The sequence below is a fragment of the Kitasatospora sp. NPDC087315 genome, from assembly GCF_044744345.1.
Classification (GTDB): domain Bacteria; phylum Actinomycetota; class Actinomycetes; order Streptomycetales; family Streptomycetaceae; genus Kitasatospora.
This window is the reverse complement of record NZ_JBIUYD010000025.1, coordinates 115,266-132,689: the sequence shown is the minus strand read 5'-3', so window position 1 is coordinate 132,689 and position 17,424 is coordinate 115,266. Positions and strand designations below refer to the sequence as shown.

The following is a 17,424-nucleotide window of genomic DNA, read 5'->3' as shown; positions in this document are numbered from 1 at the left end:
CAAGCTCGGTCCGTTCCTCCATGCCAAGGCGGCCCACGCCCGGGCGGCCGGGCTGTTCGAGGCGGAGCCGGCCCCGGTGGTGACGCCCGGCGGCATCGTGACGGCGGACGAGTCGGTGCGCCCCGGCACCACGCCCGAGGTACTGGCCGGGCTGCGGCCCGCGTGCGAGGACCCGGCCTTCGCCGAGCGGTTCCCGCAGATCGGCTGGTCGGTGACCGCGGGCAACAGCAGCCCGATCAACGACGGCGCCTCGGCCGTGCTGATCACCAGCGGCGAGACGGCCGCGCGGCTGGGGCTGCGCCCGCCGGCCCGGCCGCACTCCTTCACGGTGACCGGTTCGGACCCGCTGCTGATGCTCACCGGCGCACTGCCCGCGACCGGGAAGGCGCTGCGCCGGGCCGGGCTCTCGCTGTCGGACATCGACCTGTTCGAGGTGAACGAGGCGTTCGCGAGTGTGGTGCTGGCCTGGCTGCGGGAGACCGGCGCGGACCCGGCGAAGGTGAACGTCCACGGCGGGGCGATCGCGCTCGGCCACCCGCTCGACGCCAGCGGCACCCGGCTGATGACGACGCTGGTGCACCCGATGCGCGCGCGGGGCGCCCGCTACGCGCTGCAGACCATGTGCGAGGCGGGCGGCCTGGCCAACGCCACCGTCCTGGAAGCGCTGGACTGAGCGGCGCCCCCTACCGCGCGGACGGACCGGGCCTCGCGAAGAACGGCCGGCGGACTCCCCCGCCCCTCGCCCGCGCGGTCGGCCGGGCCCGCGTGGGAAGATGGCAGGGCTGGTGAAAACGATCTCCGGGCGGTTCTCTGGCCATGGTGAACGAGCAGCGTGATGCCGGCGACCCCGGACGACCGCGCCGGGGGCAGCCGGTCGGGGGGCCGGATCAGGACGCCCTGCTGATGGTGCCGATCGCGACCGCGCTGGTCGAGGCCGACGGCCGGATCCTGCACTGGAGCAGTGACGCCGAGGCGCTGCTCGGTTACACCGCCGAGGAGGCGGTCGGCGCCAAGGCCGCGCAGCTGCTGACCTCGAAGGAGAACCGGCCCGAGGTGCTGGCCCTCTTCCAGGGGATTCTGGACGGCCGCGGCTGGTCGGGGGTCTTCCCCGTCCGGCACCGCGACGGCCACCAGGTCTCGCTGGAGTTCCGCACCCACCCGATCGCCGGGCCCGGCGGCACCCCGCTGGTCCTCGCCGTCGCCGCGGACGTCACGACGCTGCGCCGGATCCAGGCGGATCTCGCCATCCTCGACGGCTTCTTCACGCAGTCCCCCATCGGCATGAGCGTGTTCGACACCGAGCTCGCCTTCGTCCGGCTGAACGACGCGCTGGCCCGGGTCAACGGTCTGCCCGTCGAGGCCCATCTGGGCCGCCGGCTGACCGAGCTGCTGCCCGGGATCAACGGCGCCGAGAGCGAGGCGGTGATGCGGAGGGTGCTGGAGAGCGGCGAGCCGGTCGTGGACACCCACTCGCACGGCCGCACCCCGGGCGACCCGGCGCACGACCACGCCTGGTCGGCCTCGTACTTCCGGCTGGAGGATCCCGGCGGGCGGGTCCTCGGGGTCAGTTCGACCGTCATCGACATCACCGAGCACTTCCGCGCGGACGCCCGGGCGGCCCGCGCACAGGAGCGGCTGGCCCTCCTGGTCGACGCGGGCGCGTCCATCGGCACCACCCTCGACCTGCGGCAGACCGCCCGCGAACTGACCGATGCGATGGTGCCCAAGATCGCCGACATCAGCGGCGTGTTCGCGCTGGAGGCGCTGGTCGCCGGGCGCGGCGTGGCGCCGCTCGACCCGGCGGCCCCGCAGCTGGTGCGCAGGCTCGCGCTCGCCACCGCCGACCCGGCGTACCCGGCCGAGACCCTGCCGGTGGACGCGGTGTACGAGCTGGCACCGGACTCCCCGTACACGCGGGCGCTGGCGACCGGGCGGACGGTGGTGGTGCCGTCCTGGGAGCTGCCGCTGCTGAGCGAGGGCATCACCGAGAACAGCCGCCAGGCGTACCTCGGCGACCGCCCGCGCTCGGTGCGGATCACCCCGCTGGTGGCGCGGGGCACCACGCTCGGCATGGTGGTGTACTCGCGGCGCGGCGACCGGGAGTCGTTCGCGGCGGCGGACATCACCGTCGGCGACGAGCTGGCCTCGCGCGCCGCCGTCGCGATCGACAACGCCCGGCTGTACCTGCGCGAGCACCAGACCGTCCTGGCCCGCCAGCGGGCGCTGCGCGAGGCGAGGGCCGCGCAGGATCGGCTGGCGCTGGTCAACGTCGCCTCGACCCGGATCGGCACCACGCTCGATCTCGCCCAGACCGCACTGGAGCTGGCGGAGGTCGCGACGCCCCGGCTGGCCGACACGGTGGTGGTCGAGATACTGGACGACCTGATCCGCGGCGAGCGCGAGGCCCGGGCCCCGGCGGACGGCTCCGCCGTACTGCGCCGGATGGCCTTCCACTCGACACCCGACTCCACGCTGAGGCCGATCGACCGGGTCGGCGGGGTGCAGCGGTTCCGGCCCGGCTCGCCGTACGCGTGGAGCCTCCAGCACCGCAAGCCGGTGCTGGTACCGCAGATGGACGCCGCCGGAATGGCCTGGTTCGCCGACGACCCGGTCCGCACGGCGGCGGTGTGGGAGCAGAACCTCCACTCGTTCATGGTGCTGCCGCTGATCGCCCGCGGCGCGGCGGTGGGCGTGGCGGGCTTCTACCGGACGGTGGTGGAGCGGCCGTACGACGACGAGGACCTGGCGCTGGCCGGGGAGCTGGCGGTCCGGGCGGCGCTCTCGATCGACAACGCGCTGCTCTTCACCCGGGAGCGCGACGCGGCCGCGGCCCGCCAGCGCGCCCTGGACGAGGTGTGGACCGCGCAGCAGCGGCTGTCGCTGCTCAACGAGGCGAGCACCCGGATCGGCACCACCCTCGATCTGCACCGCACCGCCGAGGAGTTGGTGGAGGTGGTGATCCCGCGCTTCGCCGACTTCGTCACCGTCGACCTGCGGGACGCGGTGCTCAGCGGCGACGAGCCGGGCCCGGTACCGGAGAAGGGCTCGGTGCTGATGCGGGCGGTGGCGGTCGGCGAGACGGACTCCGACGGCACGATGGCCGAGGCGTCCGACCAGGTGGGCACGACCTCGCAGTCCGCCCAGGTGTACGCGGAGAGCCTGCGCACCGGCCGCTCGATCCTGGTCCCGGAGGTCGACGAGGAGGCGCTGCGCCGGATCGCGTCCTCGCCGGACCGGGTGCAGCCGGGCCTGGATGCCGGGGTGCACTCCTATCTGATGGTGCCGCTGCTGGCGCGCGGCCTGGTGCTGGGCGGCGCGGAGTTCATCCGGACCCGCAACCCGCAGCCGTTCGGACCGGCGGACCGGGCGCTGGCCGAGGAGTTCGCCTCGCGGACGGCGCTCGCCATGGACAACGGCCGGCTCTACCGCCGGGAGCGGGACACCGCGCTGACGCTCCAGCGCAGCCTGCTCCCCCAGGACGTGCACCGCGCGCTGGGCCTGGAGATCGCCTACCGCTATCTGCCGAGCAGCGTGGTCAGCGAGGTCGGCGGCGACTGGTTCGACGTCGTCCCGCTCTCCTCGGGCCGGGTCGCCCTGGTGGTCGGCGACGTGATGGGCCACGGCATCCGGGCCGCCGCCACCATGGGCCAGCTCCGCACGGTGGCACGCACGCTGATCACGCTCGACCTGGATCCGACCAGGGTGCTGCACCGGCTGGACGAGGCCACGTCCGCGCTCGGCGAGGGCCAGTTCGCCACCTGCGTCTGCGTGGTCTACGACCCGGTGGACCGCCGTTGCACCGCCGCCTGCGCCGGCCATCTGCCCCCGGTGGTGGCCGGCTCCGACGGGCGGGCCCGGCTGCTCGAACTGCCGCCGGGGGCACCGCTGGGCGTCGGCGGAGTGCCCTTCGAGAGCGTCGAGTTCACCCTCCCCGAGGAGGGCATCCTGGCGCTGTACACCGACGGCCTGGTCGAGCGCCGGGGGCACGACCTGGACGAGGGCCTGCGGCTGCTCTGCCGGACGATCGCCGACCGGCGCGGCTCGCTGGAACAGACCTGCGACGCGGTGCTGGCCGCGCTCACCGGCCGCACCAGCGAGGACGACATCGCCGTCATCATGGCGCAGGCCCGGCCGATCGGCACCGACCGGATCGCCACCCTGCCGCTGACCGGAGACCGCGCCATGGTCTCGCACTCGCGCCGGTTCACCCGCGACACACTGGCCGGCTGGGGGCTGGACCCGCTCGCCGACTGGGCCGAGCTGCTCACCAGCGAGCTGATCACCAACGCCCTGGTGCACGCCGGATCCCCCACCCAGCTACGGCTGTTCTGCAACCGGGTGCTCACGGTGGAGGTCGCCGACCAGGACAGCGAGACGCCCCGGATCCGGCGTGCCCACGCGGAGGACGAGGGCGGCCGCGGCATGCAGCTGGTCAACGAACTCGCGCACCGATGGGGCAGCCGCCGGACCAAGGAAGGCAAGGTGGTCTGGTTCGAACTGGAGCTGCCGCCGGGCTCCTCCGTGCTGTAGCCGTAGCCGGGCCCGGGGCCCGGGGCCCGGCAGGAGGCGGCGAACGGATCCACCGACGGGGACCGGCGGGCCTGCCCGGACACCCGGCCTGCGGCCTGTTCGCGGGGCCGGCCGGGCGGGCGGTTCAGTCCGGCAGCAGCAGGTTGACGTCGCCGAACTCGTGCCAGAGGTAGCGGTGCCGGACGGCCTCCGCGTAGCAGCGCGCCAGCAGCGGACCCCCGGCGACGGCCGCGAGCATCAGCAAGTGGGAGGCGCGCGGCTCGTGCCAGCCGGTGAGCAGGCCGTCCACCGCCCGCACCCCGCGTTCGGGGGTGATCACCAACTCGGTCCAGCCGTCGGCCTGCTGGACCGTCCCCTCCGGGCCGACCGCCGACTCCAGGGCGCGGACGGCGGTGGTGCCGACCGCGATCACCCGCCCGCCACCGGCCCGGACGTGCCCGACCAGCCGGGCGGTGGCCGCCGGCACCTGGAACCGCTCGGCGTACGGCGCCTCGTGCGCCTCCGGGGAGGCCACACCGGTGTGCAGGGTGACCGGCGCCACCAGCACCCCGCGCCCGGCCAGCCGCGCCACCGTCCCGGCACTGAACGGCCGTGCGGCGCTGGGCATCTCGCTGCTGCCGGGGACGGTGGCGAAGACCGTCTGGTACGCCTCGATCGGCCAGTCCCGGTCCACGTAGCCGTACCGGATGGCCTTGCCGTGGCCCGCCAGGTAGCGCAACAGCGTTACCGGAAGGGAGAGTCGGGCGTACCAGAGCCGGGCGGTGAACGGTTCGACGAGCACGGCCGACGCGCCGTCCGGCAGCGCCACCCGCAGGCCCGGTCGGGCCGGGGACTCGGCCGGCGGGTAGTGGGCGGCGGCCTCACCGGGGGTGACGCGGCGCAACTCGACCAGGAAGGAACCGCGTTGGTCGGGCTGGGCGGAGGAGAGGTGCAGCGCCACGGGGGTGCCGTCGGGCAGCCGGCCGGGCAGCGCGGCGGGCAGGGTGGCCGAGTTGTTGACCACCAGGAGGTCGCCCGGGCGCAGCACCTCGGGCAGCTCGGTGAAGGCGTGGTGCTCGACGGCCGTGCCGCGTCGGCGGCCGACCAGCATCCGGACGCCGTCCCGGGCCGTTCCGCGGGCCTCGGCCGGTGCGCGGGCGGAGAGTTCGGGCGGGACGGTGACGTCGATGCCGGGGCCCAGGAGCGTCCCGCTCATCGCCCGCCCCGGACGGTGGCGAGGGCCGCATCGGGCGCGAGGGCCGCGGCGGCGGCCGTCAGGTCGGCGGCGCGGTAGCGGCCGGAGGCGGGGCGGTCACGGAGCAGGGCCAGCAGGGCCGGGACCACGGTCTCCGGCAGCGGCCGGTCGGAGATGTCCTCCCCGGGGAAAGCCTCCTGGTGCATCCTGGTCCGCAGGTCACCCGGGTCGACCGCCCAGACCCTCAACCGCGGTTCCTCCTGGGCGAGTACGGCGGAGGCGTGGTCGAGCGCGGCCTTGCTCGCACCGTAGCCGCCCCAGCCCTCGTAGGCCTCGACGGCAGCGTCCGAGCTGATGTTGAGCACCGCGCCGGCCCGGCCGCGCAGCTGGGGCAGGAGGAGCTGGGTGAGGGCGATCGGTGCCAGGACATTGACCTCGAAGGTCTCCAGCAGACCGGGCAGCGGGAAGTCCGCCAGGTGCGGCAGCGGCGCGCCTGCGAGGTCGTAACCGGTCAGCGTGGAGGCGTTGTTGACCAGCAGGTCGGCGCCCCCGAGGGCGGCGGCGGCCTCGGCGAGGCGTTCGCGGTGATCGTCGTCGACCACCGAACCGGCCGGGGCGGAGACCGTGGTGACGGCGGCCAGTTCGGCTTCCGCGGCGGAGAGCTCCGCGCTGTCGCGGGCCGTGATCACCAACTGCCAGCCGGCGGCGGCCAGCCCCCTGGCGAGGGCGAGGCCGAGACCGCGCGAGGCGCCGGTGACCAGGGCGACGGGACCGGGCCGGACGGTGGAGGCGGTGTGCTGCGGTGCGTTCATGCCCCCACGATCGCCCCGGCCCGGTCCGAGACGGATCGGCCGCCGGGCCCGAAGCGGAGTCGTCCCTTCGCCCTAGACCAGCGGTCCTAGATCATCCGACGGTCCCGGACCGTCCGGTCGGCTTGGACCGTCCGGTCGGCCGAGGGCTGTTCGCGGGCCGGCGGATCGGCGGGCTCGGGCCCGGCGGCCCACGCCTCCGGGTCCGACCAGGCGGTCAGCGTGCGGCGGCTCTCGAAGCGCCGCGGCCGCCCGGTCAGCGGGTCGGTGAACTCGACCACCGATGCCAGGAGTTGCAGCGGGCGGCGGAAGTCGTCCGGAGCCGTCTCCGGCAGTACCACCGGGTACACCGGGTCCCCGAGGATCGGCACGCCCAGGCTGCTCATGTGCAGCCGCAGCTGGTGGGTGCGCCCGCTGAGCGGCCGCAGCCGGTAGCGGGCGAGGCCGTCGCGCCGCTCGACCAGGTCGATCCGGCTCTCACTGTTCGGCGGGGCGTCGGTCTCCCGGGCCGCGATCACCCCGCGCTCCTTGACGATGTGGCTGCGCACCGTCCGCGGCAGCACGAGCGCGGGGTCGTACGGCGCGACGGCCTGGTACTCCTTGCGGACCAGCCGGTCCCGGAACAGCGTCTGATAGGCGCCGCGGTCCTCGGGCCGCACCACGAACATGGCCAGGCCCGCGGTCAGCCGGTCCAGCCGGTGCGCCGGGCTGAGCGCGGGCAGGGCGAGCGAGTGCCGCAGCCGGGAGAGCGCCGTCTCGACGACGTGCCGGCCGCGCGGCGTGGTGGCCAGGAAGTGCGGCTTGTCGACCACCACCAGGTGCTCGTCGTGGTGGAGCACGTCCAGCCGGAACGGGACGGGGGTCTCGTCCGGCGGATCCCGGTAGAGCCAGAGGTGGGCACCGGGCCGGAACGGCTCGTCCGGGCCGATCGGCCCGGACTCGCCGACGATCTCGCGGGCGGCCAGCAGGGCGTCGATCCGCGCCGGGTCCACGGTGGGCAACCGGTCGACCAGGTGCGCCCGCACCGTCGGCCACGCGCCCTCGGCCGGCAGCCGCAGGTGTACCGGGTCCACCCCGTTGCGCTGCGGGAGGGGGGCGGGCGGCTTGCTCTTCCGTCTCATCTCCCGGCCAGCCTAACCGGACCCCTTCGGAGCCCTGCCGCCGGAGCCCTGCCGCCGGAGCCGCCCGGTATCGGGCGGCGCCCGAGGTGCCGGTGGCGGCGCGCGCGGAGGAAAGTGGAGGGTGAGAGGTCGGACCGGCCGTGCCCAGGACGGGAGGAGCTGGCAGGTGAGCGCCGAGAGCCTACCGGACGCGGTGCCGCCGCTGCATCTGCCGCGGCGGACCAGGCTGCTGCTGTGCGGCGCGTTCCTGCTGCTGGGCGCGGCCGTGGTGGCCGACCTCGTCACCGGGCCCGGGACGACCCTCTCCCCCGTGCTGGCGGTGGCGCCGATACTGGCCGGGGCCACCACGCGGACGGCGCGGGTGCCGCTGATCGCCGGGGCGATCGCCATCGCCGCCGTCGCACTGCTGGAGCTGACCAACAGCGGTCTGCCCGACTCCGTCCACGTCACCGCGCTGATCACCGTGCTGGCCGCCACCCTGGCCAGCGCCGGCAACGTCGTCCTGGTGGCGGCCCGGGAGCGCGAGCTGCTCCACGTCCGGACGGTGGCCGAGGCGGCGCAGCGGGCCCTGCTGCGCCCGCCGCCGGAGCGGATCGGGCCGCTGCGGACCGCCGTGCGGTACGTCGCGGCGGCGGCCGAGGCCAGGATCGGCGGCGACCTGTACGAGGTGGCGAACACCCCGTACGGTGTGCGGATCCTGCTGGGGGACGTGCAGGGGCACGGGCTCCCGGCGGTGGAGACGGCCGCGGACGTGCTGGGGGTGTTCCGGGAGGCGGCGCGCACCGAGCCTGACCTCGCCCGGCTGGCCGAACGGCTGGACGCGGCGCTGACCGGCCGCCCGGAGAACGACCGCTTCGTGACGGCGCTGCTGCTGAACGCGGCGCCGGACGGCGGGCCGGTCGACTTCGTGAACTGCGGCCATCCGAACCCGCTGTACCGCCGGGCCGGGCGGGTCGGCGAACTGGAACCGCCCCTGCACGCCCCGCCGCTGGGCCTGCTCGGCCTGGTCGGCGGCCGGTACCGCGTGGGCCGGTTCGAGCCGCGCCCGGGCGATCTGCTGCTGCTCCACACCGACGGCGTGTCCGAGGCGCGGAACGCGGCCGGGCGGTTCTACCCGCTGGCCGAGCGGTTCGCCGGGCTGCACGCCGGGAGCCCGGCGGACGTGCTGGACGAGCTGCTCGCGGATGTCGGCCGCTGGGTCGGCCTGGCCGGACTGGCCGACGACGCGGCGCTGCTGGCGGTGCGCTGGGAGCGCCGGGAGCACTGGGAGCACTGACCGCAGCGGCCAGGTGCCGGGCGAACCGGCCGGGTTCACCGGCACGTTCCGGCTCTCCGCCGACGGGGAGGGCAGGCACGCCTACGTCCTGTACGTCCTGGAGTACGAGTTGGGCTGATCACTCCGACGGCCGTCGGCCGCGCGGCACCGGCTGCGGCCCGGCGTTCCGCTGACACGATGATGCGATCGGTGCGCGATCGACGTCGGGGAGTGACGTATGCCGGGTGGTGCGGTGACGGCGGCGGTCGGACCCGGACCGGGTCCCCGGCTCGGGCCCGGGCTCGGACCCGGGCTCGGGAAGGTCGACGGGGTGATCGGCCGGCTGCGGGAGATCGGGGCGGGCCTGCCCGGGGGCGACGGCGTGGCGGTGTTCAACCGGATGTACCTCACGGTGACGGAGACCGTGCGCGACCGGCTGACGGCGTGCGACCGGCCCTACTTCGCCGACCCGGTCGCCATGGCCGAGCTGGACGCGGCGTTCGCCGGGCGCTATCTGCTGGCCGTGGACGCCGACGCGGCCGGTGGGCGGCCGCCCGCCTGCTGGCGGCCGCTGTTCGAGCTGCGCGCGGACCCGGACGTGCACCCGGTCCAGTTCGCCCTGGCCGGGATGAACGCCCACATCCAGCACGATCTGCCGCTCGCCGTCCTGGACACCTGCCACCGGCTGGGCTGCCCGCCGGACGAACTGGCCGGGGACTACGACCGGATCAACGGACTGCTGGCGGAGGTGGAGACGACCGTCCGCGAGCAGCTGATGCCCGGGCCCGACCTGCTGGAGCGGGCCGAGCCGCTCACCCACCGGGTGGGCGCCTGGTCGGTCGACGCGGCCCGCGAGGCGGCGTGGACGAGCGTGCTCGCGCTCTGGGAGCTGCGCGGGGTGCCGTTGGCGGCGGCCGCGCTCGCCGCCGCGCTGGACGGATCGGTCGGCCTGCTCGGCCGCGCCCTGCTCACCCCGCTGGGGTTCCACGGCACCACCGCCGCGCCGGCGCCCGGCCGGCTCCCCGTGGCGGGGAACCGGCCGGGCGTCGGCCGAACACCGCGCCCGGGCGATCAGGCCCAGCTGGAGTGCAGCGGCTTGCCCTCGGCGTAGCCGGCGGCGCTCTGGATGCCGACCACGGCCTTCTCGTGGAACTCCTCCAGGCTGGAGGCGCCCGCGTAGGTGCAGGAGCTGCGCACCCCGGCGACGATCGAGTCGATCAGGTCCTCGACGCCCGGGCGGGCCGGGTCGACGAACATCCGCGAGTGCGAGATGCCCTCCTCGAACAGCGCCTTGCGGGCGCGGTCGTAGGCGGAGTCCTGGGCCGTGCGGTTGCTCACCGCGCGCGCCGAGGCCATGCCGAAGCTCTCCTTGTACTGGCGTCCGTCCGCGGTGGTCTGGAGGTCGCCCGGCGACTCGTAGGTACCGGCGAACCAGGAGCCGATCATCACGTTCGAGGCACCGGCGGCCAGCGCCATCGCGACATCGCGCGGGTGGCGCACGCCGCCGTCGGCCCAGACGTGCCGGCCGAGCCGGCGGGCCTCGGCGGCGCACTCCAGCACGGCGGAGAACTGCGGGCGGCCGACGCCGGTCATCATCCGGGTGGTGCACATCGCGCCGGGGCCGACACCGACCTTGAGGATGTCGGCGCCCGCCTCGACCAGGTCGCGGACACCGGCGGCGGAGACCACGTTGCCGGCCACGATCGGGATCCGCGGGTCCAGCCCGCGCACCGCGCGCAGCGCGCTGATCATCGACTCCTGGTGGCCGTGCGCGGTGTCGACCACCAGCACGTCCGCCCCGGCGTCGATCAGGGCCTGGGCCTTGCCGGCCACGTCGCCGTTGATGCCGACGGTGGCCGCGATCCGCAGCTTGCCGGCGGCGTCCACGGCCGGGGTGTAGAGGGTGGCACGCAGCGCGTTCTTGCGGGTCAGGATGCCGACCAGGCGGCCCTCGGCGTCCACCACCGGGGCGAGCTTGCGGTGCGTCTCGCTCAGCCGGTCGAAGGCGGCGCGCGGGTCGATGCCCTCGTCCAGCAGCACCAGGTCACGGGACATGACGTCGGCGAGGCTGGTGAAGCGGTCGACGCCCTGGCAGTCGGAGTCGGTGACCACGCCGACCGGCCGGCCGTCCTCGACCACGACCAGCGCGCCGTGCGCCCGCTTGTGCAGCAGCGACAGCGCCTCGGCGACGGTGGCGCCCGGGTCCAGCGTGATGGCGGTGTCGTGCACCAGGTGGCGCTGCTTGACCCAGCCGATGACGTCGGCGATGACCTCGGTGGGGATGTCCTGCGGGATGGCGACCAGGCCGCCGCGGCGGGCGACGGTCTCGGCCATCCGGCGGCCGGCGATGGCGGTCATGTTGGCCACGACCAGCGGGATGGTGGTGCCGGTGCCGTCGTTCGAGGAGAGGTCGACCGCCTGCCGGGAGCCCACGGCGGAACGGCTGGGGACCATGAAGACGTCGTCGTACGTCAGGTCGTACGAGGGCATGAGGTCGTTCAGGAAGCGCATGAAGGGGCTCTCTGGCTGGGGGGAGGTACACCTCGGGCGCGATTGCGGTGGTGCCGCAGGGCGCGTTCGGGCGCCCCGCACCCAGCATTCGATTCTCCGGGACGGTGGAACCAAAAGCCAGTTCGAACAGGATTGCTGGCGCACCGCACAAAGCATGATCACCGGATCGGCGTCCGGCTTGGAGGTTCCTCCAGCCGGTCCGCTTTTCGCCCCGGCCACGGCCGCTCCCGTAGCATTCACGCGGTAACGGCGAGGCGAGACCAGAGAACGGCAGCGGGAATGACGGCGGGCGTGGACTTCGAGCAGGACATCGAGCGGGACGGCGGCGGCGAAGGCCCCGAGGAGGAGATCGACTACGGCCCCGGTCTCGACCCCGAGCGGCTGCGGCTCTGCCTCGACGTGCTCGCCGAGCTCGACCAGCTGCACGTGGACCACCCGGACGCGATCACCGTCCGCAAGGCCGTCGGCGGCATATTCCGCACGCTCAAGCAGCGCCGCCGCCAGGAGACCCGGGCCCGGAAGACCGCCAACGACCGCGAGGTCACCGCACGGACCGCCACCGGCGCGCCGACCCGGATCGACGACGAGACGGCCGGCGCGTTCGGCCTGACCACCGTCACCACCGCCGAGATCGCCGGCATCCTGGAGCGCCCGCGCTCCTGCTACACCTGCAAGCAGCGGTACGTCGAGGTGGACGCGTTCTACCACAACCTCTGCCAGCCCTGCGCCACCAGGAACCGCGCCCGCCGCGACGCCCGCGCCGACCTCACCGGCAAGCGCGCGCTGCTCACCGGCGGCCGGGCCAAGATCGGTATGTACATCGCGCTGATGCTGCTGCGCGACGGCGCCCACACCACCATCACCACCCGTTTCCCCAACGACGCCATCCGCCGCTTCACCGCGATGCCGGACAGCGCCGAGTGGCTGCACCGCCTCAAGATCGTCGGCATCGACCTGCGCGACCCGGCCCAGGTCCTGGCGCTCGCGGACGAGGTCGCCGCGGACGGCCCGCTGGACATCCTGATCAACAACGCCGCGCAGACCGTGCGCCGGCCGCCGGAGTCCTACCGCGAGCTGGTCGCCGCCGAGTCGGCGCCGCTGCCGGCCGGCGAGCTGCCGCAGTCCACCACCATCGGCCGGTTCGGCAGCGGCAGCGTCGACCTGCCCGCGCTGCCCGCCCAGGCCACCGGCGGCAGCGAGCGGATCTCCGCCGAGGACGTCACCTCGCTGGCCCTGGTCACCGGCTCCGCGACGCCCGCCCGGATCGAGGCCGGCACCGCGATCGACGCCGGCGGCCTGGTGCCCGACCTCGCGTCCACCAACAGCTGGGTGCAGACCGTCAACGAGGTCGGCCCGGTGGAGCTGCTGGAGGTCCAGCTCTGCAACTCCACCGCGCCGTTCATCCTGATCAGCCGGCTCCGCCCGGCGATGGCCGCCTCCGCCTCCCGCCGCAAGTACGTGGTCAACGTCTCGGCGATGGAGGGTGTGTTCACCCGCGGTTACAAGGGCGCCGGCCACCCGCACACCAACATGGCCAAGGCCGCGCTCAACATGCTCACCCGCACCAGCGCGCAGGAGATGTTCGAGACCGACGGCATCCTGATGACCGCCGTCGACACCGGCTGGATCACCGACGAGCGGCCGCACCCGGACAAGATGCGCCTCGCCGAGGAGGGCTTCCACGCCCCGCTCGACCTGGTCGACGGCGCCGCCCGGGTGTACGACCCGATCGTCCGCGGCGAGCAGGGCGAGGACCTGTACGGCTGCTTCCTCAAGGACTTCGACCGCGCCGCCTGGTGACGGACCGCCGTCCGACGACGGGCCGCCGCGCGGTGGCGGCCCGTCGGCTCCCCCCGCCCGTCCGGGTCGCCGTCCGAAGACCCGTATCGCCGCCGTATCGCCGCCCGCATCGCCGTCCGTGAAGGAGACCGGAGTTGACCACCGCACCGATGCTCGGCGCAGGCGTGATCGTGCCCACCGGGGACGGCCGGGTGCTGCTCGGCCGCCGGATCACCGCCGGCGAGCCGCCCACCTGGAGCCTGCCCGGGGGCAAGGTGGACGACCCGGGCGAGTCCTTCGAGCAGGCCGCCGCGCGTGAACTCGCCGAGGAGACCGGCATCGTGCTCCCCGCCTCGGAGATGCGCGTCCTGGCCGTCCTCCTCGACCACGAGCTGGGCCGGCCCAGGCTCACCGCGGCCGTGCTCGCCCCGCCGAGCCTGGCCGCCGCCGAGGTCACCGAGCCGCACGCCTGCGCCGGCTGGGAGCGGTTCCCGGTCGACGCCCTGCCCGGGCCGATGTTCTACCCGTCCGCCCTGGTCCTCGGCAGCTGGCTGCCGGGCCCGACGGCGCTGCGCGACGTCCTGCGCGCGGGGACGTACGCCTACCCCGTGGGCTCCTCGGGCTGACGCCCACCCGTCCGCGTGTCGACGGTGACGCGGAAGTGGCTGCCGTTGCGCGGGCCGAGCCGGGCGGTGGCGTGCGGTTCGGGCACGGCGGTGTCGGCGGTGAACTCGCTCTGCCCGAGGCCGAGCCGGGCGGTGCGCTGGCCGCGGTAGCGGAAGTACACGGCCAGCCGGTGCGGCCCGGGCTCGACGGGCAGTCGCGTCCGGCCCCAGACCGCGGGCGTCTCCACACCGTCGATCGCCACCACCGGCCGGGTGAAGGCGTGGTGGAAGGCCCGCGCGACCAGCGAGGCACGGATGTCGACACTCAGCCGCACCACGGTTCCCCCTCACCGAAGCCTTCGGCCCGGAAGTCTACTCCGGTGCCCGGCTCCCGGCCCGGTGTCCGACCCGGCACCCGCTCAGCCGAGGTCGAACTCCGCGACGACCGGCAGGTGGTCGGAGGCCAGGTGCGCGAGGTCGTCGTCGACCACGGTGAACTCGCGGCAGCGTGCGGCCAGTTCGGGCGTGGCGAAGAGGTAGTCCAGCCGCGCCGCGCCGCCGGGGGCCTCCTCGGCGATCGGGATGCGGGTCGGGTAGGTCGGTCGCGGAGTGCCCCGGTCGAGGTCGGTCCAGCCCCGGGCGGCCAGCAGGTCGGCCGGGCCGGTGTCGATCCGGCCGTCGGCCGTGGTGGTCCGCAGCCGGAGGGTCCGGGCCAACGCCCGGTGGGTGTCGGGGTGTTCGGCGGCGGAGAGGCTGTTGAGGTCTCCCATCACCACCGAGTGCGGCGCGAACGAGGCGGCGCCGGCGACGGTCTCCGCCTCCGCCAGCCGGAAGAGCGGCGAGAACGGGTGGAGGTGCGTCATGACGAAGGCGACCTCCCCCAGCCCGGTGCGCAGCACCGCCTCCACCATGCCGTTGTACATCCCGGCCGACTGGGTGGAGGTGCGGACGACCGCCAGCTCGGGCCGGTGCAGCAGCGCCACATGGTTGCCGCTGGGGGCCCGGTTGAGGACGCCGACCAGGCCGAGCTCCTCGGCGAACCACTCGAAGGTGCCGTCGGTGTCGAACCCGGCGCACTCGCAGAGGCCCAGGACGTCGGGGCGCTGGGCGCGGATCACCGCGAGCAGCGGCTCGGTGCGGCGCTCCCCGCCGTCGAGGATGTTGTACGCCATCACGCGCATGGTGGGTTCTCCCTGCTGGTGGGGCTTGCCGGACGATCGTCGCGCAGCTCCGGCGGCAGCGCGGACCGCGGCGCGTTCTGGTAGGTGACCGGCCGCAGGAAGCGGCGGACGGCAGTGGGGCCGACGGCAGTGTGCAGGACGGAGGTGGTCGCCGGGTAGGGGCCGCCGTGGGTCATCGCCGGGGAGACGGCGACCCCGGTGGGGAAGCCGTCGAAGACCACCCGGCCGGCCTGCTGGACGGCGGCGTCGACGAGTTCGGCTTCGGCGTCGCCGTGGACGGTGACGGTGAGACCGGGCGGCAGGGCCCGCAGCACGGCCGGGAGCGCGGCCGGGTCGTCGTACCGGACCAGGACGGTGGCCGGGCCGAAGTACTCCTCGCGCAGCGAGGGGTGTTCGGTGAAGGTCCGGGTGTCGGTGCCGAGCACGGTGGTGGTGAAGGCGCCGTCGTCGTCGGCGGTGCCGTCCCGCAGCACCACGACGCCGCGCAGGGCGGCGAGTTCGGCGAGTCCGGCGGTGAGCCGGCGGGCCAGGTCGGGGCTGAGCAGCCGGCCGGCGGGGGCCTCGTCCAGCGCGGCGAGCAGGCGGGTGGCGAAGTCCCCGGCGCCGGCCGGCAGCAGGACGACGCCGGGGCTGGTGCAGAGCTGGCCGTAGCCGGTGGTGAGGGAGGCGGCGAGGCCCCGGGCGATCTCCTCGCCCCGGCGGGCGAGGGCGTCGGGCAGCAGGACGACCGGGTTGACGCTGCCCATCTCGGCGTAGACGGGGATGGGGTCGGGGCGGGCGGCGGCCAGGTCGAACAGGGCGCGCCCGCCGGTCGACGAGCCGGTGAAGGCGACGGCGCGGATCGGGTCGGCGGTGACCAGCCGGCGGCCGGCCTCCAGGGCCGGGTCCGGGAGCAGCGCGAAGGTGCCGTCGGGGGCACCGGCGTCGCGCAGACCGGCCAGGACCGCGGCGGCGGTGAGCCGGGCGGTGCGCGGGTGCAGGGGGTGCGGGCGGCAGACCACCGGGCAGCCGGCGGCCAGGGCGGAGGCGGTGTCGCCACCGGCGGCGCCGAAGGCGAGCGGGAAGTTGCCGGCCCCGAAGACCGCGACCGGGCCGATGCCGACGAGCATCCGGCGCAGGTCGGACCGGGGCGGACGGGCGGCGGGGTCGGCGCGGTCGACGACCGGTTCGGTGTGGGAGCCGTCGGCGGCGAGGTCCGCGAACATCCGCAGCTGGCGTACGGTGCGGGCGAGTTCGGCGGTGAGGCCGGGCTCGGGCAGGTTGGTCTCGCGGTGGGCGGTGGAGACGAGGTCGGGGCCGACGGCGTCGATCCGGTCGGCGACGGCGTGCAGCAGCCGCCCGTGGTAGGCGGTGGGCCGGCGGCGCAGCTCGGCGTGGGCGGCGGCGGCCCGGGCGGCCAGGGCGTCGGCGGGGTGGCCGCCGGGCGGGTGCGCGGCGGGTCCGGTAGGTGCGGTAGGTGCGGTGTCCGGGGTGTCCATGGCGTTCAGGGCCGTTCTCCTGGTGCGGCGGCGGTGCGCGGGGTCGGCGCGCGGCGGCGGTGCGCGGGGTCGGTACGGGGGGTCAGTTCGCGAAGCGGTGGGCGGGCACCCCGCGGACCCCCGGCCGGGCGACCAGGACGTGCCCGGCCGACGGTTCGGCGGCCCGCGCGGCCGGGTCGAGGCCCTACCGGGCCGTGGTGACGTACAGGAGGTCCAGGCCGGGCCCGCCGAACCCGGGGCAGGTGGCCAGCCGGACGGGCAGCGGCAGGTGGGCGAGGAGTGTGCCGTCGGGCCCGTACCGGCGGACGGCGGCGCCTTCCCAGAGCGCCACCCAGAGGCAGTCCTCGCGGTCGACGGTGAGCCCGTCGGGGATGCCGTCGCCGGGGCCGAACCGGGCGAGCTCGCGGGGCGCGCCGAGCTCACCGGTCCGCTTGTCGTACGGAAAGGCGCGGACGCGCGGCTCGGGCGCGCCGGAGTCGACGTAGTGGAGCAGGTCGCCGGCGAGGTTCCAGGCGAGGCCGTTGGACTCGGTGACGCCGTCCAGGACCAGCCGCACCGTCAGGTCGGCTTCGAGCAGGTAGAGGGCGCCGCCGCCGGGCCGCAGATCGAGGGCGGCGGTCCCGGCCCAGAACCGCCCGGCCGGGTCCACCGCGCCGTCGTTGAAGGCGACGCCCGCCGGGGCTCCGGGCAGCGGGATCCGCCGCTCGACGCCGCCGTCGGGGCCGGTCAGGACGAAGTCGGTGCCGGCCGCCAGGACGTGACCGCCCGCGGCACGGAGCCCGGCCGCGCCGACCGTGCCCGGGTACCGCACGGCCGAGTCCCCGCCCGGCCGGTGCCGGTGGACCGTACCGGCCGCGAGGTCGACCCAGACGAGTTCACCGGTCCGGTCGTCCCAGACCGGCCGCTCGCCCAGCTCTGCGCCGGCCGCGACCGCGATCTCCCACTCCATCCGTTTCCTTCCGCGTCGGGTCGGGTGAGGGC

Annotated in this window: 13 protein-coding genes and 1 pseudogene; 6 read left to right on the top strand and 8 right to left on the bottom strand. The window is 75.3% G+C overall.

The features are described 5' to 3' along the window. Positions 1–19 precede the first annotated feature (19 nt). Positions 20–673, top strand: a pseudogene (locus ACIO5D_RS30645) (thiolase family protein); the annotation flags it as partial. A 230-nt stretch (positions 674–903) separates the two neighbouring features. Beyond that, entirely contained in the window at positions 904–4,530 is a 3,627-nt protein-coding gene (locus ACIO5D_RS30640; protein ID WP_400799172.1) for a SpoIIE family protein phosphatase, read from the top strand. Between the two features lie 124 nt (positions 4,531–4,654). Here ACIO5D_RS30640 and ACIO5D_RS30635 read toward each other — a convergent pair whose 3' ends face one another. The 3 genes from ACIO5D_RS30635 to ACIO5D_RS30625 all read right to left on the bottom strand — a co-directional run bounded on the left by ACIO5D_RS30635 (position 4,655) and on the right by ACIO5D_RS30625 (position 7,634). Next, entirely contained in the window at positions 4,655–5,725 is a 1,071-nt protein-coding gene (locus ACIO5D_RS30635) for an S-adenosylmethionine:tRNA ribosyltransferase-isomerase (RefSeq protein WP_400799169.1), read from the bottom strand. Next, a complete protein-coding gene (locus ACIO5D_RS30630; protein ID WP_400757180.1) occupies positions 5,722–6,516 on the bottom strand; it encodes an SDR family NAD(P)-dependent oxidoreductase in 795 nt (264 codons plus the stop codon). Before ACIO5D_RS30630 ends, ACIO5D_RS30635 begins: the two co-directional genes overlap by 4 nt. Before the next feature lie 86 nt (positions 6,517–6,602). Continuing rightward, positions 6,603–7,634, bottom strand: a complete 1,032-nt coding sequence (locus ACIO5D_RS30625) for a pseudouridine synthase (RefSeq protein WP_400799166.1) — start codon at positions 7,632–7,634, stop codon at positions 6,603–6,605. A 166-nt stretch (positions 7,635–7,800) separates the two neighbouring features. On the opposite strand from ACIO5D_RS30625, the gene ACIO5D_RS30620 reads away from it, so the two are divergent. Together ACIO5D_RS30620 and ACIO5D_RS30615 are read left to right on the top strand one after the other, a co-directional pair. Further along, positions 7,801–8,910: a PP2C family protein-serine/threonine phosphatase gene (locus ACIO5D_RS30620; RefSeq protein WP_400799163.1), complete on the top strand. Its 1,110-nt coding sequence runs from the start codon at positions 7,801–7,803 to the stop codon at positions 8,908–8,910. 217 nt (positions 8,911–9,127) lie between these two features. Further along, on the top strand, positions 9,128–10,000 hold the full coding sequence (locus tag ACIO5D_RS30615; RefSeq protein WP_400799161.1) for a DUF5995 family protein: 873 nt from the start codon (positions 9,128–9,130) through the stop codon (positions 9,998–10,000). Here ACIO5D_RS30615 and ACIO5D_RS30610 read toward each other — a convergent pair. Beyond that, complete coding sequence (locus tag ACIO5D_RS30610) at positions 9,961–11,400, bottom strand: GuaB1 family IMP dehydrogenase-related protein (RefSeq protein ID WP_400757184.1); 1,440 nt, start codon at positions 11,398–11,400, stop codon at positions 9,961–9,963. The two genes, ACIO5D_RS30615 and ACIO5D_RS30610, sit on opposite strands and share 40 nt — an antisense overlap. A 279-nt stretch (positions 11,401–11,679) precedes the next feature. Here ACIO5D_RS30610 and ACIO5D_RS30605 point away from each other — a divergent pair, with 279 nt between their 5' ends. Then, complete coding sequence (locus ACIO5D_RS30605; RefSeq protein WP_400650562.1) at positions 11,680–13,200, top strand: SDR family NAD(P)-dependent oxidoreductase; 1,521 nt, start codon at positions 11,680–11,682, stop codon at positions 13,198–13,200. 134 nt (positions 13,201–13,334) lie between these two features. Next, entirely contained in the window at positions 13,335–13,805 is a 471-nt protein-coding gene (locus ACIO5D_RS30600; protein ID WP_400757186.1) for an NUDIX hydrolase, read from the top strand. Here ACIO5D_RS30600 and ACIO5D_RS30595 read toward each other — a convergent pair. From ACIO5D_RS30595 to ACIO5D_RS30580, 4 genes are all read right to left on the bottom strand, one after another. Then, on the bottom strand, positions 13,781–14,122 hold the full coding sequence (locus tag ACIO5D_RS30595) for a hypothetical protein (protein ID WP_400799158.1): 342 nt from the start codon (positions 14,120–14,122) through the stop codon (positions 13,781–13,783). The two genes, ACIO5D_RS30600 and ACIO5D_RS30595, sit on opposite strands and share 25 nt — an antisense overlap. An 81-nt stretch (positions 14,123–14,203) precedes the next feature. After that, positions 14,204–14,965, bottom strand: a complete 762-nt coding sequence (locus ACIO5D_RS30590; RefSeq protein ID WP_363605054.1) for an endonuclease/exonuclease/phosphatase family protein — start codon at positions 14,963–14,965, stop codon at positions 14,204–14,206. Beyond that, entirely contained in the window at positions 14,956–16,443 is a 1,488-nt protein-coding gene (locus tag ACIO5D_RS30585; RefSeq protein ID WP_400650570.1) for an aldehyde dehydrogenase (NADP(+)), read from the bottom strand. Before ACIO5D_RS30585 ends, ACIO5D_RS30590 begins: the two co-directional genes overlap by 10 nt. A 184-nt stretch (positions 16,444–16,627) precedes the next feature. Continuing rightward, positions 16,628–17,392: an SMP-30/gluconolactonase/LRE family protein gene (locus ACIO5D_RS30580; RefSeq protein ID WP_400799155.1), complete on the bottom strand. Its 765-nt coding sequence runs from the start codon at positions 17,390–17,392 to the stop codon at positions 16,628–16,630. Between the last annotated feature and the right edge of the window lie 32 nt (positions 17,393–17,424).

Excerpts from the sequence above, each read along its gene's own strand:
- ACIO5D_RS30585 (WP_400650570.1), bottom strand. The coding sequence starts at position 16,443 with ATGGACACCCCGGACACCGCACCTACCGCACCTACCGGACCCGCCGCG.
- ACIO5D_RS30625 (WP_400799166.1), bottom strand. The coding sequence starts at position 7,634 with ATGAGACGGAAGAGCAAGCCGCCCGCCCCCCTCCCGCAGCGCAACGGG.
- ACIO5D_RS30605 (WP_400650562.1), top strand. The coding sequence starts at position 11,680 with ATGACGGCGGGCGTGGACTTCGAGCAGGACATCGAGCGGGACGGCGGC.
- ACIO5D_RS30580 (WP_400799155.1), bottom strand. The coding sequence starts at position 17,392 with ATGGAGTGGGAGATCGCGGTCGCGGCCGGCGCAGAGCTGGGCGAGCGG.
- ACIO5D_RS30635 (WP_400799169.1), bottom strand. The coding sequence starts at position 5,725 with ATGAGCGGGACGCTCCTGGGCCCCGGCATCGACGTCACCGTCCCGCCC.
- ACIO5D_RS30610 (WP_400757184.1), bottom strand. The coding sequence starts at position 11,400 with ATGCGCTTCCTGAACGACCTCATGCCCTCGTACGACCTGACGTACGAC.
- ACIO5D_RS30630 (WP_400757180.1), bottom strand. The coding sequence starts at position 6,516 with ATGAACGCACCGCAGCACACCGCCTCCACCGTCCGGCCCGGTCCCGTC.
- ACIO5D_RS30615 (WP_400799161.1), top strand. The coding sequence starts at position 9,128 with ATGCCGGGTGGTGCGGTGACGGCGGCGGTCGGACCCGGACCGGGTCCC.
- ACIO5D_RS30590 (WP_363605054.1), bottom strand. The coding sequence starts at position 14,965 with ATGCGCGTGATGGCGTACAACATCCTCGACGGCGGGGAGCGCCGCACC.
- ACIO5D_RS30640 (WP_400799172.1), top strand. The coding sequence starts at position 904 with ATGGTGCCGATCGCGACCGCGCTGGTCGAGGCCGACGGCCGGATCCTG.